Source organism: Thiocapsa roseopersicina (genome assembly GCF_900106925.1).
Classification (GTDB): domain Bacteria; phylum Pseudomonadota; class Gammaproteobacteria; order Chromatiales; family Chromatiaceae; genus Thiocapsa; species Thiocapsa roseopersicina.
Genome location: NZ_FNNZ01000004.1, coordinates 201230 through 217491 on the forward strand (window position 1 = coordinate 201230; position 16262 = coordinate 217491).

The 16262-nt window shown below is 65.4% G+C and carries 16 protein-coding genes; 5 read left to right on the forward strand and 11 right to left on the reverse strand.

Annotated features, from left to right (window positions below; all coding sequences use genetic code 11):
- Positions 1-248: 248 nt before the first annotated feature.
- Together BLV04_RS06835 and BLV04_RS06840 are read right to left on the reverse strand one after the other, a co-directional pair.
- A complete protein-coding gene (locus BLV04_RS06835; protein WP_139191869.1) occupies positions 249-764 on the reverse strand; it encodes a c-type cytochrome in 516 nt (171 codons plus the stop codon).
- 10 nt (positions 765-774) lie between these two features.
- Positions 775-1794: a metallophosphoesterase family protein gene (locus BLV04_RS06840; RefSeq protein WP_093029371.1), complete on the reverse strand. Its 1020-nt coding sequence runs from the start codon at positions 1792-1794 to the stop codon at positions 775-777.
- Positions 1795-2405: 611 nt separating this feature from the next.
- On the opposite strand from BLV04_RS06840, the gene BLV04_RS06845 reads away from it, so the two are divergent.
- A complete protein-coding gene (locus BLV04_RS06845; RefSeq protein WP_093029373.1) occupies positions 2406-3146 on the forward strand; it encodes a YwaF family protein in 741 nt (246 codons plus the stop codon).
- A 26-nt stretch (positions 3147-3172) separates the two neighbouring features.
- Here BLV04_RS06845 and BLV04_RS06850 read toward each other — a convergent pair whose 3' ends face one another.
- The 3 genes from BLV04_RS06850 to cobD are packed head-to-tail and all read right to left on the reverse strand — an operon-like array spanning position 3173 to position 6716.
- Entirely contained in the window at positions 3173-4063 is an 891-nt protein-coding gene (locus BLV04_RS06850) for a nicotinate-nucleotide--dimethylbenzimidazole phosphoribosyltransferase (protein ID WP_175534519.1), read from the reverse strand.
- On the reverse strand, positions 4060-5556 hold the full coding sequence (locus BLV04_RS06855; protein ID WP_093029377.1) for a cobyric acid synthase: 1497 nt from the start codon (positions 5554-5556) through the stop codon (positions 4060-4062). Before BLV04_RS06855 ends, BLV04_RS06850 begins: the two co-directional genes overlap by 4 nt.
- Positions 5553-6716: a threonine-phosphate decarboxylase CobD gene (gene cobD, locus BLV04_RS06860; RefSeq protein ID WP_093029379.1), complete on the reverse strand. Its 1164-nt coding sequence runs from the start codon at positions 6714-6716 to the stop codon at positions 5553-5555. The genes BLV04_RS06855 and cobD overlap by 4 nt, the downstream gene beginning before the upstream one ends.
- Positions 6717-6903: 187 nt before the next feature.
- On the opposite strand from cobD, the gene cbiQ reads away from it, so the two are divergent.
- Both cbiQ and BLV04_RS06870 read left to right on the forward strand, forming a co-directional pair.
- On the forward strand, positions 6904-7677 hold the full coding sequence (gene cbiQ / locus BLV04_RS06865; protein WP_093029381.1) for a cobalt ECF transporter T component CbiQ: 774 nt from the start codon (positions 6904-6906) through the stop codon (positions 7675-7677).
- Positions 7661-8347, forward strand: coding sequence for an energy-coupling factor ABC transporter ATP-binding protein (locus tag BLV04_RS06870; RefSeq protein ID WP_093029383.1), 687 nt, complete (start codon positions 7661-7663; stop codon positions 8345-8347). The genes cbiQ and BLV04_RS06870 overlap by 17 nt, the downstream gene beginning before the upstream one ends.
- Positions 8348-8371: 24 nt before the next feature.
- Here BLV04_RS06870 and BLV04_RS06875 read toward each other — a convergent pair whose 3' ends face one another.
- Both BLV04_RS06875 and BLV04_RS06880 read right to left on the reverse strand, forming a co-directional pair.
- Positions 8372-8728, reverse strand: coding sequence for a hypothetical protein (locus tag BLV04_RS06875; RefSeq protein ID WP_093029385.1), 357 nt, complete (start codon positions 8726-8728; stop codon positions 8372-8374).
- A 146-nt stretch (positions 8729-8874) separates the two neighbouring features.
- A complete protein-coding gene (locus BLV04_RS06880; RefSeq protein ID WP_093029387.1) occupies positions 8875-9651 on the reverse strand; it encodes a metal-dependent hydrolase in 777 nt (258 codons plus the stop codon).
- 122 nt (positions 9652-9773) lie between these two features.
- On the opposite strand from BLV04_RS06880, the gene BLV04_RS06885 reads away from it, so the two are divergent.
- Positions 9774-10250, forward strand: a complete 477-nt coding sequence (locus tag BLV04_RS06885) for an MEKHLA domain-containing protein (protein WP_093029389.1) — start codon at positions 9774-9776, stop codon at positions 10248-10250.
- Between the two features lie 68 nt (positions 10251-10318).
- Positions 10319-11212 carry a carbon-nitrogen hydrolase gene (locus tag BLV04_RS06890; RefSeq protein WP_093029391.1) on the forward strand — a complete coding sequence of 298 codons (894 nt, stop codon included), beginning with the start codon at positions 10319-10321 and terminating at the stop codon, positions 11210-11212.
- A 30-nt stretch (positions 11213-11242) separates the two neighbouring features.
- On the opposite strand, the gene BLV04_RS06895 is transcribed toward BLV04_RS06890, so the two are convergent.
- The 4 genes from BLV04_RS06895 to BLV04_RS06910 all read right to left on the reverse strand — a co-directional run bounded on the left by BLV04_RS06895 (position 11243) and on the right by BLV04_RS06910 (position 16180).
- Complete coding sequence (locus BLV04_RS06895) at positions 11243-11734, reverse strand: hypothetical protein (protein ID WP_342721894.1); 492 nt, start codon at positions 11732-11734, stop codon at positions 11243-11245.
- Complete coding sequence (locus tag BLV04_RS06900; RefSeq protein ID WP_093029394.1) at positions 11727-12191, reverse strand: DUF29 domain-containing protein; 465 nt, start codon at positions 12189-12191, stop codon at positions 11727-11729. Before BLV04_RS06900 ends, BLV04_RS06895 begins: the two co-directional genes overlap by 8 nt.
- A gap of 197 nt (positions 12192-12388) precedes the next feature.
- A complete protein-coding gene (gene pbpC / locus BLV04_RS06905; RefSeq protein WP_093029396.1) occupies positions 12389-14521 on the reverse strand; it encodes a penicillin-binding protein 1C in 2133 nt (710 codons plus the stop codon).
- A 21-nt stretch (positions 14522-14542) separates the two neighbouring features.
- Entirely contained in the window at positions 14543-16180 is a 1638-nt protein-coding gene (locus BLV04_RS06910; protein WP_175534520.1) for a methyltransferase regulatory domain-containing protein, read from the reverse strand.
- Positions 16181-16262: the final 82 nt, after the last annotated feature.

Consider the following 16262-nt stretch of genomic DNA (forward strand, 5'->3'; position numbering starts at 1 on the left):
GTCGGTGAAGACAGCGGGTATCGGCCGGTATCGCAGATTTGTTCGGCGATGGCCGGGGCGACAACTCCGCCTTGGACAATCAGTAATAAGAGGAAAACCGCTCTCATAAGCACAACCGGCAACCGATTAGAAGGCCCGACAAAAACGCCGTTCCGGCGCTCGACGCAAGATTGTGGACATCACCCACGATCCATCTGCGGGCGCCCGCAAAACAGGAACCCGCAGATGCCCGAAAGTCCGAGATGGCCTCAGGGTTTGGTATCGACCCCGACGCCCGTCGGGGTCCGTGCGTAGCCCGCACCGTATTCCACGACAATGGGCGTGGTTTGCTCACTGGCTAGACCAGGTGTTATTTCCTTCCCGCGATGCAGGTAGAAGGCGTAGGCTTCCATCGCGGTCATGTCGTCACCGTTGACGTCGAGCCGAGCCCCTGCCTGCGGATTCTCGATGCACCAATTCACCATTTCGCGAAAGGGAATGACCTTACCGTACATCGTCATGTACTTCGGGAAGGTTTGTGGATTGGACGCAGCCGTATCGGGATGACAGTTTCCGCACGCGAGGCCGTTGGTCGTCATATCCGCGCGGCTGCCGTGCCAAAGGTCATATCCCAAAGCAATAGACTCCACTAAAGCGGCCTTCTGCTCCGCGAGCTCTTCATCCGTGAATGGTGCACGGGCCCAACTGGTTCCCGCAGCAAAAACCGCGGCGGCCGCGGACACGGCCAAGATCCGTTCGATTTTCAGCATCTGATTCGTCATCATCGCTATCCCCTTAGACCTTGAACCCATCTCTCATGAATGGTGTAAGCGAGTCTTCGAACGGCTTGTATTGAACCAGACCTTCGAACGACCCGCTAAGATCGATGACTTGCGTACCCATACCGTCGGTCGCAATCGAGGGATCGGCCCGATTCATCCGAGTCTCGGGGAAGGCGAGCTCGACCGGGGGATAAGGCCAAGGCCACGCAGTGCCCAGTGCCGCAACCGAGCTCATGTTGCCGATCCGGTTGTACAGGGTTTGATGGACATGGCCGTGGTAGGACATGACATTGTCGAACTTCGACAGGATCTCGCGAATCTCCGGCGCATCCGAGGTTTGGAAGTTCCAGCGTGGGTAGTAGTCCCACAGCGGCGAGTGCGTGAAGATCACGACGGGGGTATCCGGAGCCAGGTCCTTGACGTCGTTGGCGAGCCATTCGAGCTGCTTTTCATGCACACCCCAAGGACCGGGAATCGGGCTTTCGAGCATTTCCATGACGGTCATGCGCTCCAGCGGGGTCATTCCCGCCTCGGTCCAGAAGTCGCGGACCAGGATGGAGTTGAGGCCGATGAAATGTACGCCTTTGTGGTTGAACGACCAGGTCTCGTCGCCGAAAAGACCCCGCCAAGCATCGCCCATGTCGAGATACCAGTCGTGCTCGCCGGGGATGAGCTTCAACGGCATTTTAAGACCAGCGAGGATCTTGTTCCCCTTCACCAGCTGGTCTTCCGTTCCGTTTTGTGCAACGTCGCCGCCGAACAAAACGAAATCCGGCAGCGGCGTCATCGCATTGACCTGTGCAACCGCATCCGCGAGCTGTTGGTCGAACTTATGGTCGGGCATGCTATAGAGGTGCGCGTCGCTGATGATCGCAAACCGGAACGGCTCGACACCCCGTTTACCCGTCTGCGCGCGAACGATATCGACGACACCGAGATTGATTCCGACCGCCTGTGCGACCAGGGTCGTCAAGCCGGCCTTTCCCGCAAACGACAGAAACTGCCTTCTGCTGTGATCTACAATGTCAGACATTGTTGTCTCCACCTCGTTGTTGGCGTCTTCTGAACAGCGCCGATAGTGTTTTCACGTATCCAAGACCTATTCAACGCATCGACAGGGCAATGAACGGCTGCTGACCTAGCGAGGCGATTACGCGGATATCCAGGCCGCGCTCATTCGAGCGGAGATATCTATCGCTGTAGTCGTTAACACCTATCGTCATTATTGACGTGATTAGGATGTAGTGTCGACAGGAATGGTGTCAAGAGTCCGACCAAAATAATTTTATCGGTGTGCAGCCTTCCGATTATTCCATAATATTAGTAAAATCGAATGCTGTGGATCTATTGAGGTCCAACGCATTTCCAATCCGGACGACGCTAATTCATTTATTGAATTGTGGTAATTCGAGGTGTCGGGCTTCGCAGAGTGAGCCGGGGTTGATCGAGACGAAAATACAGTGGCTCGGATACCCAATCTCATTCGCTCGGATATCTCGTCAGATCAAAAGTGGCAGACATATCCGGTGAGTACGCTATCATCCAAAACCATCGGGGTGATGAACGAAGGCAGACACCTCGAAATCAAAGCATCGATCAGGGCGCGGACTCGCGCAACGACACCCACACCTCAGGAGTAGATCGATGAGCACGGCGGGCCCACTCATCCTTTTCGGTACGGCACATTTAAGCAGCGTGCTCGTGATCGCCGCGGTCGGGATCGGGTTACCGTTTCTGGCGCGCCGCACGCTGAGCAGCGCGGCGCAATACCGAGTCGGGTTCTTAATCGCGGCCCTTTTGATCGGTCAGGAAGGATTTCACATCTGGTTGTTGGCGAACCACTACGATCGGCTCTTGAGCAGCCTGCTTCCTCTGCATCTGTGCGGACTGTCGGTCCTGCTCACGGCATGGACCCTCGCGGCACGGTCGTCTTCCGCGTACGAGATCGTCTACTTCTGGGCTTGGGGCGGGACCCTGCAGGCGCTCGTCACACCGGATCTGGACAGGGGATTTCCCGATCCGGCCTTCATCGCCTTCTTTCTCGGGCATGGGCTCGTCATCGTCGGCGTCCTTTATGCCACCTTGGTCTATCGTTTCAGACCGCGACTCGTGTCCATCTTCAAATCCCTCGGTGTTTTGCTGCTCGTGGTCGCCGTCGTTGCTCCCGTCAACCTCTGGCTGGGGACGAACTATCTCTTCCTCTGCAGCAAGCCCGAGCAGGCGTCCTTGATGGATCTTCTCGGTCCCTGGCCTTGGTACATCCTGAGCCTGGCCGGATTGGCGCTGGTGTCGAGCTTCATCTATTACCTGCCGTTCCTGATCGGGGATCTCGTCGCGGCGAGGTCGCGTGCGACGCGGCGCTCGCCGCCGTCATCGACGCCGTGAAGCCAGGCGCACCGGGCCCAATGGACTCAAGCGGCGCACAGGCTGCGCGGACGCTCCGGGGAAGGTCGCGAGAACGGGCGGACGACGGGTATCGGGTCGAGCCAGGCACGCACGCCGGGGTTCAAGCCGACCGCCGCGTCGACCGCGATGCCGCCTGCAGGATCCGGTAGACAGAACGGGATTCCCATCTGCGCAGCGGCGACGGCAACGCCGACCAATGCGGCGATCTCGGGGCTTCCGAGATCACCCAAGGCATCATAGGGGTCGAAGCAAACGGATGGCTCCGGGAGATATCCGTCGAGACCGGGCAGCTCATGCGCCGCATCAGGTGCAGAGGCATCCGTCGTGCCGAGCCACCACTCGGTCGCGGGGTGCACCGACGGGGCCACACCGATCAGGTGCGCGACCCCTGCAAGCTTGGCCCGCTCCGCCGCGTGGCGGCCGGCGCTCAAGGCGATGTCCAGACGGTGCTTGTCGAGTGGACGGGCCATCCGACACGGCGGATCCTCGCCGCGGATCCATCGACAATCCGGGGCGAGACTGTCCGAACACACCTCGGAACAGGCCCGGAGCCGAAGGATCTCGATCTTGAGGTTCGCGTCGTCTTCGAGGTCATTCAGGCGCCGGGCAACAACGGGCAGGTTGGGCAACGCGACCCGCACCCGTCCCGCGCCGGAGAAGGAAAGGCTGCCGCCTTCCGAATCGAGCTGGACGCGCACCACCCGGATGCCTGGCGCGACCGAGATCGCCCGATCGACCGTCAGCGCGACATCGGATCGGGCTGCACCGAGATCATCCGCCCCATTGTTGCCGAGCGAGCCCGATCGCTTGCGGTGAGCGCAGACGTCATCGGATCCCTGCGAACCCCGGGGGCGATCGCGATGCGCCGCGGGAACGCTCAGCCAGCCCGGTCTCAAGAGGATTCGGTCCCGCTGCCCGGCGCCGCGTCGCACAGAATCCGCTCGATGCGTCCGAGATCCAGATGCTGCTCGATGCTGTCGGCCAAGCGCTCCAGGGCCGCCTCGCGGATCGCACGATAGTCCGGGGTCTCCTGTACCGCCAGGCCGGCCCAACGCAGCAACGCCGACGTCGCGGCGGGCGACTCGAAGAGTCCGTGTAGATAGGTCCCCAAGATCCGTCCGTCCTCCGAAACCGCACCGTCCGGACGCTCGCCCCGTCCATCGTTCAGAAGCACCGCCGGATGCTCGAGCGCCGGACCGCTCGTCCGGCCGGCATGGATCTCGTACCCCGTCACCGCGGCGTCCTCCAGCCGGAGTCGGCCGGAGACATTGGCCAGGATCTTCTCGGGCGCGAGCCGGGTCTCCAGATCCAACAGACCAAGACCCGGCCCCTCGCCCGGATCGCCTTCCAGACCCTGAGGATCGAGGATCCGGGTGCCGAGCATCTGAAAGCCGCCGCAGATCCCGATCAGCCGGCCGCCGTAGCGCAGATGCCGCGCGATCGCGGGCTCCCAGCCCTCGCGACGCAACCAATCCAGATCCGAGCGTACCGACTTGGATCCGGGAAGGATGATGAGATCCGCAGGCGGCGGAACCTCTCCGGCCAAGACATACCGCAGGTCGACCTGAGGATGGAGCCGCAGGGGGTCGAGGTCGGTGTGGTTGCTGATGCGCGGCAGCCGCGGGACGATCACCCGCAGGGCGTCGCTCGGCTTGTCGCCCTGGCGCACGGCAACCGCATCCTCGGCCTCCAGATGCAGACCGTGCAGATAGGGCAAGACGCCGAGCACCGGCTTGCCGGTCTCGCGCTCGAGCCAGTCCAGACCCGGCTGCAGGAGCGCAATGTCGCCTCGGAAGCGATTGATCACGAATCCGACCACCCTCGCCCGCTCGCTCGGCGCGAGCAACGCCAGCGTGCCGACCAGATGGGCGAAGACCCCGCCGCGGTCGATGTCCGCGATCAGGATCACTGGGCAGTCAACCGCCTCGGCGAACCCCATGTTGGCGATGTCGTGCTCGCGCAGATTGATCTCGGCCGGACTGCCCGCGCCCTCCACGACGATGCGATCGAAGGACGCGCCGAGCCGGGCATGGGACTCCAGCACGGCGGCGCGGGCGACGCGTTTGTAGTCGTGATAGGCGACGGCGTCCATGTTGCCGACGGCCCGGCCCTGGATGATGACCTGGGCGCCGCGGTCCGAATTGGGTTTGAGCAAGACCGGGTTCATGTCGACGGTCGGCGCCAGCCCGCAGGCCTGCGCCTGAACGGCTTGGGCCCGGCCGATCTCGCCGCCGTCGGCGGTCACCGCGCTGTTCAGGGCCATGTTCTGCGGCTTGAAGGGAGCGACCTTCACGCCGCGTCGGCTGAAGCAACGGCACAGACCAGCCACCAGGACACTCTTGCCCGCGTCCGAGGTCGTGCCTTGGACCATGAGGGTCGCTGCGGTCATCTTGGAGCTCCGGGGACGGGGGCGGGAACGGGGGCGGGGGGCGGGGAAATCGACGAGAAAGGCCGAATGCCGGGGGTCTCGGCGACTGCTTGCGGGAACACATCCGTGTGCGCATCCGACGCCAGACACCGCAGCCCCGACTCGAGCCGCGCCCAGCCCGCCTCGGTACCCGGCAGTCCGAAGCGAAGACTCGGCGGTGCCTCGAAGCGCCGTACCCAGATCCCCTGACGCGCGAGTCGATCCTGGATGGCCGGAGCCTCCGCCGTGCAGATCCATTGAAACAGATCGGTTCCGCCCGTCGGCGCGAGACCGTAATCGGACAGCAGGGCAGCAAGCCGAACGGAGGCCAGGCGCAGCGACGCGCGGGTCGCCTCCTGCCATGGCGAATCGGTCAAGGCGAGCCGCGCGACATGGCGGGCCGGGCCGCTCAATGTCCAGGGTCCGAGACGCGAACGCAGGGCCTCGCGCAGATCGGACGTGCCGAGCACGAACCCGACGCGCACCCCGGCGAGCCCGAAGAACTTGCCCAACGAACGCAGGACGATCAAACCCGGGCGATCGGTATAGGGGGCGAGGCTGTGCTGCGGGGTCGTATCCATGAATGCCTCGTCGACCACGAGCCAGCCACCCCGTGCGGCAAGCCGCGCATGCCAGTCGAGCAACCGACTTACCGGCCACACTCGGCCCGTCGGGTTGTTCGGGTTGATGACGAGCAGGACGTCGAGTCCGTCCGCACCCGCGCCGGGCCCGTCCCCGGGGTCTCCGTCATCGAGGTGCACCAGGGTGTGACCGGCGCGCCGCCAAGCCCGGGCATGCTCCTGATAGCCGACCCTCGGCACCCCGACGCGTCCGGGCACTCGCAGCTCGGGCAAACTCTGGATCGCGGCCTGCGAGCCGGCAACCGGGAGGAGCGCAGACGCGCCGTAACACCGCGCGGCCGCCTCTTCCAATCCATCCTCCTCTTCGGGCAGTCGTGCCCATGCGGTGCCGGGCACCTCGGGCACGGGCCAGCCATCGGGATTGATGCCGGTCGAGAGATCCAACCAATCCTGCGAGGGGATGCGGTAACGCGCGGCGGCCTCGCGCAGACGCCCGCCGTGGTCCAGAGGCGGCGGCGTCGGAGCGAGCGATCGGGCAGTAGGCAAGCGATGGGCAGTCATCGCGCCAATCTGCCAGCGGGGTCGGTTTTGTGCAAGCGCACAAGCGGCCGACATTGATGGTGCCGGGGCCGTTCATTTAGACTGACCGGCCGGGTCGCAGGTACGGCGCGCTCGTCACGACGGCGACGCCCGATCCGTCTTCGGCCGAACCACAACCACCCAGACGGGCGTCCCCGCCGAGGTCAACATGCACATCGTCGACGCCTTGTCGGATCGGGCCGAGCACGGCTTGCTCCGAACGCTCGACCCGCGTCTGCGCATCATGGCCGCCGCCCTGTTTGCCTTGGTCGTGGTCTCGCTATCCGGTCTCGCGACACTCCTGACAGCGTTGGGCCTGGCCCTCTCGGTGATGCTCGCGGCGCGTCTGCCGGCCGGCCCGACGCTGCGACGCATGGCCGCGATGGACGGCTTCATGCTGATGATCCTCGTCCTGCTGCCCTTCACCGTGCCGGGCACGCCGATCGTCGAAAGGGGCGGATTCACCGCGAGCGCGGAGGGACTGATCAAGGCCGTCGAGATCCTGCTCAAGGCCAATGCCGTCGTCTTGGCTCTCTTGGCCCTGGTCGGCAGCCTGGATGCGGTCACGCTCGGACACGCCTTGGCGCGCCTGCGGATGCCGGCGAACCTGGTCCAGCTGCTCTTTTTTACGGTGCGTTACATCGGCGTCATCAGCGAGGAATATGCCCGCCTGCGCACCGCCATGCGTGCGCGCGGTTTTCGGCCGGCGAACACCCTCCACACCTACCGCAGCATCGGCTATCTCGTCGGGATGCTTCTGGTGCGCAGCCTCGAACGCTCGGAGCGCATCCTCGCGGCGATGCGTTGCCGCGGGTTCGAAGGTCGCTTTCATCTGCTCGACGCCTTCGCCTACGGCCGAGCCGACGCCCTCTTCGCCGGGCTTACCGCCGTCGCCTGCACGGGACTGCTGATCATGGATCTTACGTATGCCGCTGCTGTTTGAGCTGACCGGGATCCGCTTCGCCTATCCCGGCCGCCCGCCGGTGCTGAACGGGCTGAGTCTAAGGCTCGACGAGGGCGAGCGCATCGCCTTGGCCGGGCCCAACGGCGCCGGCAAGAGCACGCTCCTGCACATCATGGTCGGACTGCTGCGCCCGCAGGCGGGGACGGTTGTCGCGTTCGGCGTGCCGCGCCGCAACGAGCGGGAGTTCCATGAGGTTCGACGGCGTGCCGGCTTGGTGTTCCAGGATCCGGACGACCAACTCTTTTGTCCGACGGTGGCCGAAGACATCGCCTTCGGGCCGCTCAATCTGGGCAGATCCAGGGCCGAGGTCCTTGAGATCGTCGATCGCACGCTTGCGCGCCTGGACTTGTCCCATCTGCGCGATCGCGTCACGCACAAGCTCTCCGGCGGCGAGAAACGCCTGGTGAGCCTCGCCACGGTTCTGGCGATGGAGCCGGATGTGCTCTTGCTCGACGAGCCCGGGAACGGGCTCGACGAGGAGACCCGCGGGCGCCTGGTCAGGATCCTGAACGACCTCCCGCACGCCTTGGTGGTCATCTCGCACGACGCCCGGTTCAGACGGGCGGTCACCAGTCACCAATACCGTCTCCGCGATGGCCGGATCGGTCCGTCGGAGACGCACGTCGCCGGCGGTGCGGTCGAACCCTGATCCGCGGCGCGGCGCTGGACGCGCTCACTCGGTCTGCTTGGCGTCCAAACCGATCGGGCTGTATTGGATCCGCACCGCCATCCAGAAGGCGTAGGCCGCAAGGACCATCAGGAACCCGAGGATGTCGAGGACGGAAAAGACCCGCTCGCGGTCGACGACGAACCAGATCGCGGCCAGAACCATCCCCGTGAAGAGGATTCCCATCACATAGAGAGGTGCGAGGCCGAGCCGCATGCCTTCAAGGTGTTGATGGATCTTCTGCTCGCGGTTCTGCGCGGCGGCGCGCTCGCGGGCCCCGATCACGGCACGTCGATGGGCCAACGCTTGGTATACCAACCAGGCGCCCATGAGGAGACAGACTGCTCCGAGATAATATTTCATCGCGTGGTTACCTCGATCTTCGGTCCAGGACAGAGGTCTCGGCACCCCGCCGAGCCGGGGGCGATGCTACTCGCGAGCGCCGATGCCAACAAGCCGGCGCGGTCTGCTGCATGGCCCGCCCGGGGGCAGCGGGAAGCGATCAGCTGTCAAAGGTTTGCCGCTCCCGTGCGGATCCAGTCGATCAGGGACTGCACCGCCAGTCCGGCCCCCTCGATCAGGCCCCCGAGCGTCTCGACTAAACGATCGGCGACGACAACGGCCATCTGAGGCAGGTTTTCGGCCGGCAGCAAACCCCGATCGAGCGCGGGTGCAAACCACGCCAGCGCGACGACGACGGCCAGCATGCCGAGACTGCTCCGAGGATCGGTCAGACTGAAGGGCTTGAGCGCGGTCCCGAAAGAGCGCTTGACCCGACTGTTCAGGAGATCGACGCTGTAGAGCTCGTCCAGGACAAGATGGGTGAGGTAGCCAATCCCGACCATGAGGCCGGCGATCCAGGCCGACTCCGCGGTCCGGTCCATCGTCCAATGCGCGATGTTGACGGTCGCCAGCGCCGCCGCGGCGATCCCGAGCCAGGAATGCCAGATGCCGCGGTGGACCGTCGCACGGGTGAAGATCTCGATGATCAGGTAGCGCACGCAGAGAAAGACGCCGACCCAAATGAGTGCAACCTCGAGCGGAAGAAACTTGCCGATCAGAGGAAGGGTCATGGCGAAGGCGACCGCAACCCCGAGCACATTGAAGAAGGCACGCACGGGCTTGGAGGCATCGGCATCGATGTCCGGAAGGAGACTCCCGGCCACGCCCAGTGCAAAATAGTCGAGTGTTGCGCCCTGCTCGACCAATCCGGCGCCGTGCAAACCGAGCACCGCGGTCACGCTCACGAAGATGCCGCCGTTGAGATGAGTCTGAAAATTGGCCATGCGCGACCTCGGGTTCGGGAACAGAGGGGACCGATTGCCGGCCCCGAAACCCGCAGAGACTAACAGGGCGGAGGCTCAAACGGTGAGCCTGCCCCTTCGAATTCAGACAGGATCATCAGGCGATGCCCTTCCCCTACCCCGACCCGTCCAATGACTTCCTCAGCGACCATACCCGACTGCTGTGCGCCAGCTATCGACGGCTCACGGGGCGCGATCTGATCGATCCCGGCTTGGATGACCGCGAGGCCGCACGGCGTTTATTCGCGGCGCCCTTCGCGCTCCTGTCGCACAATGCCGACCCGGATCCGATCCTGACCTACGGCAACCGAAGGGTCCTGGATCTGTTCGAGCTCGATTGGGAGCAGCTCACGCGGATGCCCTCGCGCTTGACCGCCGAGGCACCGGATCGCGAGGAGCGCGCACGCCTGCTCGCGCAGGTGACGGCCCACGGCTTCATCGACCATTACAGCGGGGTGCGCGTATCCTCGGGCGGTCGGCGGTATCGCATCGATGGGGCTGTTGTCTGGAACCTGATCGATCGAAAGGGACGGCATCTCGGGCAGGCGGCGACCTTTGCGTCCGTGCAACCGCTCGTGTAACCGAGCACACTACCCGCCGCGCTCAGTCAGTCACACACCTGGATCTACTATTTTCGGAGGTTGGCGTCATGTCGGGATCCCCTTTCACCATCGCACTCGTGCAGGAAACCGATCACGGCAGCGTCGCGGCGAATCTCGACGCCTGTGAACGGGGTATCCTCGAGGCCGTCGCGGGCGGTGCGCGGCTCGTTCTGCTCCAGGAGCTGCACAACGGCGCCTACTTCTGCCAGACCGAGGATCCTGCCAACTTCGACCTTGCCGAGCCGATCCCGGGTCCAAGCACCGCGCGACTCGGTGCGCTGGCAGGTGAGCTGGGCGTGGTCATCGTCGCCTCGCTATTCGAGCGCCGCGCCCCCGGGCTCTATCACAACACCGCCGTGGTCCTGGACAGCGACGGGCGACTGGCCGGGGTCTACCGTAAGATGCACATCCCGGATGATCCGGGCTACTACGAGAAGTTCTATTTCACGCCCGGAGACCTCGGCTTCGAGCCGATCGACACCTCGGTCGGACGCTTGGGCGTGTTGGTGTGCTGGGATCAATGGTATCCGGAGGCCGCCCGTCTGATGGCTTTGGCCGGTGCGGAGATCCTGCTCTACCCGACCGCGATCGGCTGGGATCCGAACGACGCGCCGGAAGAGCAGACCCGACAGCGCGAGGCATGGGTCGGGATCCAGCGCAGCCATGCGATCGCGAACGCCCTGCCCGTCGCGGCCTGCAATCGGGTCGGATTCGAGCCAGATCCGAGCGGCACGACGGCCGGCGCACGGTTCTGGGGCCACTCCTTCGTCTGCGGCCCCCAAGGCGAGATCCTCGCACAGGCCTGCGATCAGAGCCCGCAGATCCTACTCGCACAGATCGAGCCCGCCCGTACCGAGCAGGTCCGCCGACTCTGGCCCTTCCTGCGCGACCGCCGCATCGACGCTTACGGCGACCTGACCCGTCGCTATCGGGATCGGTAATCCGCCATCATCGCCAAACCCGAACGCGATTCAATCCCTCCGCGTCTCGAATCGAAACGGCGCCGCCAAGATCCCCTCGGCCGTGTGGACCAGCACCCTCGCCTCCCACTCCATGCGCGCACGCACGCACACCGGCAAGGTCCCCTGCCCTGTGTAGACGCCCGGACCAGCCGGCTCAAGCGCAGCGCGGTTGTACCCCATGTTCATGTCGACACCCGCGAAATCGACCTCCACGGCGCGGACATCCAGACCGCTTGTCTCCACGACGAGCCGCAGCGGCGTGACGACCGGGATGCTCTGCGGCTCAATCGCAAAGCGCACGCTCCCCCCGCCTGCAAACCGAGTGGCGCAGGGTCCGGCACGCAAGTCGCAACTCGGATCGAGCGGCGCGACCTCGACCAGCATCGGGTTCAGCAGCGGCCACGCCTTATAGAGTGCGACCGCGACAACGGCGACGAGCAGCAGGCCGGCGACGGCCCAGAGCAGGGCCGTGGTGCGTCGGGGCGAAGAGATATCAGTCACGGCGGGTTGCATCGGTTTCATCGGGACCCGGGGAAAATGAAGGATCGAGGACCTGTTTAGACCGATAGGGACAATTTTGGGGAAACTCGCTCTCGTCCTTCCCCGTTTCATCGGCAGCCCATCGAACCGCGCTGTCGTAGGCATCGACAAGCAGATCTGTCAGCCGGGGCTTCAGGCTCGGGCTGTCATCCAGGAGCTTGGCGACCTGCTTGCGCTGCTCGATCAAGGTCCGCTGCCAACTCTTGGAACGCTGCTCCGGCTGGTACTCCCATTTGAGGAGGTGAACGAGCAACACCACGAGACGATGCTCCAAGGCGCGGCGCTCGCTCTTGCCCATCGACTCCACCTCCTCCGCAAGATGCAGCGTATCGATCTCGGCGTAACGCCCTTCGCGCAACAGGCGAGCGGTCTGCATGGACCAGTCGTATAGATCTCGGTCGTAAAGCGTTTGAGACATGATCACGGACTCCGGGATTGGCGCCGACCTCGACTCGTGCAACACGGCAGATGTATCGAGCCCGTTCGTTGTCGTTGTCGTAATCGACCATCGATACGACCACGACAACGACAACGCAAATGATCTCGGACGGGCTCGGAATCTCTGCACTGCACCACTAGCCGGAAGTGTGAGGGTGAATCTTCCCGAACGCCAGATCACTCGAGAAACACACTCACCCTCGCCGCACCGCCGCGTGCATCGACGACCGAGATCGCGACATATCCCGGGCCGTCCGGTGTCCAACGGGCCGTTCTGGCATAGGGTTCGCGCAGGACCGGCGCGCCGTCGACGAACCAGGTGAAGGGCGGGACACCGTCGCGAACCCGCAAGACCAGATCGGCGGCCCGACCTCGCCCGAGACCCAGCTCGACGCGCGCACCCTCGGGTGGATAGGCGATCTGCGGGGCCTGGGCCCCACCAAGCGATTGGCCGCCCGAGGCGGCGCGCGGATCCTGAACGCGACGTAGCGGCGGGGGCAGCTCCGCAGAGGTCGTGGTCAGGATGCCGGGAGGCGCCGGAGGAAGCGGTGTCGTCGGACCGAGACGCGAAAAGACCTCGACCAGCACGGGTGCTGCGGCATCGATGCCGGCGAGTCCGGGCACGGGCGTGCCGTCGGGACGGCCAACCCAGACGCCGGCCACATGGCGCCCGTCGAACCCGATCGCCCAGGCATCGCGATAGCCGTAGGAGGTCCCGGTCTTGAAGGCGAGCACGCCGGGCGCGCTGTTGGTCGGTGCCGGCGCTCCGGCGAGGATCGAGGCGACATACCAGGCCGCGCGCGCCTCGAGCACGGGCGCACCGGCATCCGCGCCGATGCCGACGACGCCGAGCGATTCGAAGTCCGCGCCATCGTCGTCGAGGGTGTCCCGCAAGCTTACCGGCCGGCCGCCGCGCGCGATGGACGCGTAGATGCCGACGAGGTCCGTCAACGACACGCCGACCCCGCCTAGGCCGACGGCAAGCCCGGGCGGGCTGAGATCGGGAAGCTCCGGACGCGCACCGGCTCGTCGCATCCGAGCGACCAGACGCGCCGGTCCGACTGCATCCAGCAGCTTGACCGCCGGGATATTGAGCGAGAGCTGCAACGCCCGACGCACCGTGACCGTTCCTTGAAAACCCAGGTCGAAATTGGCCGGGACATAGCCGCCGAAGGCGCTCGGACGATCCTCGATCAGGCTCTCCGGATGGGCGCGGCCGTCCTCGAAGGCCAGTCCGTAAATGAGCGGCTTGAGCGCCGAGCCCGGCGAGCGCACCGCGCGCGTCATGTCGACATGACCCTGCCGAGCGGTCTCGAACAGGCCTGCGGAGCCCACGCTGGCCAGGATCTCGCCGCGCCCGTGATCGGCGACCAGGATCCCCATCGACACCCGCGGACCGAGCGCCGCGGCTCGCGCGTTTGCGAGCTGCTCGAGGCGCTCCTGTAGGCCGGCATCCAGCGTCAGGCGATGGACCGCGCGCTCGGGCCGGGCGCGCCTGAGTCGATCGGTGAGATGCGCCGCCAGCATCGAGGCATTCAAACGCGTGGTCGGAACGGGCTCGGCGCGTGCCGCAGCCGCCTCGTCCGCGTCGATGACGCCGGCCAGACGCACATGCTCGAGTACCCGATCGCGCGCGCGACGAGCGGCCTCGGGGTACCGATCCGGCCGGCGTGTCTCGGGCGACTGGGGCAATGCGACGAGCAACGCTGCCTCGGCCGGGGACAGGCGTCGCGGCTCCTTGCCGAGCCAAGCGAGCGAGGCCGAGCGCACGCCTTCGAGGTTGCCGCCGTAGGGGGCGAGGGTTAGATAGGTTTGCAGGATGGCGTCTTTGTCGAGACGTCGCTCCAACCAGAGCGCGGTGCGGATTTGGCTAAGCTTGCCGCCCGCGTCCCGTGTCGATCGCATCTCCAGCAGCCGCGCCAGCTGCATGGTGAGGGTCGAGCCGCCCGAACGGATGCCTCCCTGGCTCAGCAGCTGCCAGCCTGCGCGCATGAGGGCGAGTGCATCGACACCCGGGTGCGAGGCGAATCGGCGATCCTCGTAGGCTAGGAGCATCGCGATATAGGCCGGATCGACCGCATCCAGATCGACCGGCAGACGCCAGCGTCCGTCGGCGACCGTGAAGGCCCGGAGGAGACGCCCGTCGCGATCCAGCATGAGGGTCGAGGTCGGGATCCCCATGTCGAGCGGCGGCGTGGTCTCGATAAAGGCGTCCAACCCTGCTCGACCGCCCGCCAGCAGGAACAAGACGGCGCCGACGGCCGCAAGCGACTTGATCAGTGCGCCATTCACCGACAGCACCAGGGACATGTCACGGCGGAACCTCCTCCGTCAGCCGTTCGTCGTGCCGTTGCCTCCCGGAACCCCGGCCTCTGACTCGCGCGGCTGGGCGTCCGCAACCAGCAGCCCCGCGCGCGCAAAGATGCCGAGCAGACGCTCGAGACTGGCCGGTGCAATCTGCTCCGACCGGCCCTTGACCTCGCCGGGCGACCCCAGCGCCGCGGCCAATTCCGGGTCGGTCCGGATCTCGGACGCGAGGTCCGTCAACAAGGCGTTCAGATCACGCGTGCCGTCGAGCAGCATGAGCAGCCGGGCGGACAAGGCGTCGAGCCCGAGACTGCGGTGACGCACGCTCGCGACATGCCCCTCGCCGGATGCCGCCTGAGCACGGGCCAATGGGGTGGCCCGGGGCCATGCGCCGACCTGGTGCGGCCAACGGCCGGCGCGTCGGGTCAGCCCGATCCCTTGCGAGATATAGAGGTTGAAGAGCTCGCTCAGACAGGCATCGCGGTCATCCGCATAGCGTCGCCCGCCGGCCCCGGCGACCTCTTTCGCCGCCGCGTCCATGAGAGGTCCCAACGGCATCGCATTCGGATAGACCAGTGCAAGCCCTTCCAGAACGGCCTTGGTCAAGGGATGCTCCACCTGCAGACGGCCGCCGTCCGCCGTGGCGTATTCCTGACGCTTCACGCGGTTCAGATGGACCCGCTGCAAGGGGGTCAGATCGGCATGGATCGAGAAGTCGTAGAGTCGCTCCAGATCGATCTCCAGACAGGGCCGCGCATCCGCGCGCACGAACAGGGTCTGCCGAAAGGCCCGCAGGCGCAGGAAATCCATGTACTGCTCCTGCACGAGCTGATCGCCGAGCCCGTCGAGCGCGGCCTCGGCCGCAGGCCCGAGGGTGGAGGCGAACATGGTGTGCAGCTTGGACTCGGCGAGGAAGGCAAGCCCGTGACGACGCCCCCGCGCCATGACATCGCTGAACAGCTCAGGGCTGTTCGTCTCTTCCAGATACTCGTGATAGAGATAGCTCGGGCGGGCGGTGCGCAGATACTCGACCTCGCGCCGCAGCGTCTCGGCCTCGGGTCGCGGCTGTCCGTCCGGATGCTTGGCCGAGACCCCTCGGGCGAGCCGATCGAGCAGATCGCGCGCACGGCTCAAACGCTCGCCGGGGGACGTCGCGCCGCGACAGCGAAACAGGAGCATGTCGCGCAACATGCCGCGCTGACGCCAACCCGGCAGGACGTTGTAGCTGACATAGGCGATCCCGCGCTCGCTCAGGAGCCGACCGCAGAGGTGCAGGATGTGCTCCTTGACCGCCTCCGGCACCCAGGAATAGACGCCGTGGACCAGGACGAAGTCGAACGGGGCTTGTGTCTCGTCGACGTCGAGGATGTCTTGATGGAGCAGACGCAGATTGGTCAATCCCAGCTCGGCGATCATGGCCTGCCCGCGCCGGGCCTGCTCGGCCGAGAGTTCGACCCCGACGAATTCGCTCCACGGCAGATGAAAGGCCATGGGGATCAGATTCCCGCCGCTCGCCGCGCCCAGCTCCAACACCCGGCAACGCTCCGGATCGGCCGTAGTCAGACCGAGCAACCGGCCGAGCGTCGCGAGATAATCCGGATGGGTCTCCGGGATCGCGAAGCTCTCGTAGGGGATTTGATCGTAGCTGTCGAGCGTCGTCATGGGTGTCGAACCGGGAAGCGCTTTAGCTCTGTCGAGCGGGTGCGTGCAGCCTAACCCGACGCTCGGTCTTTCGACAGACCGC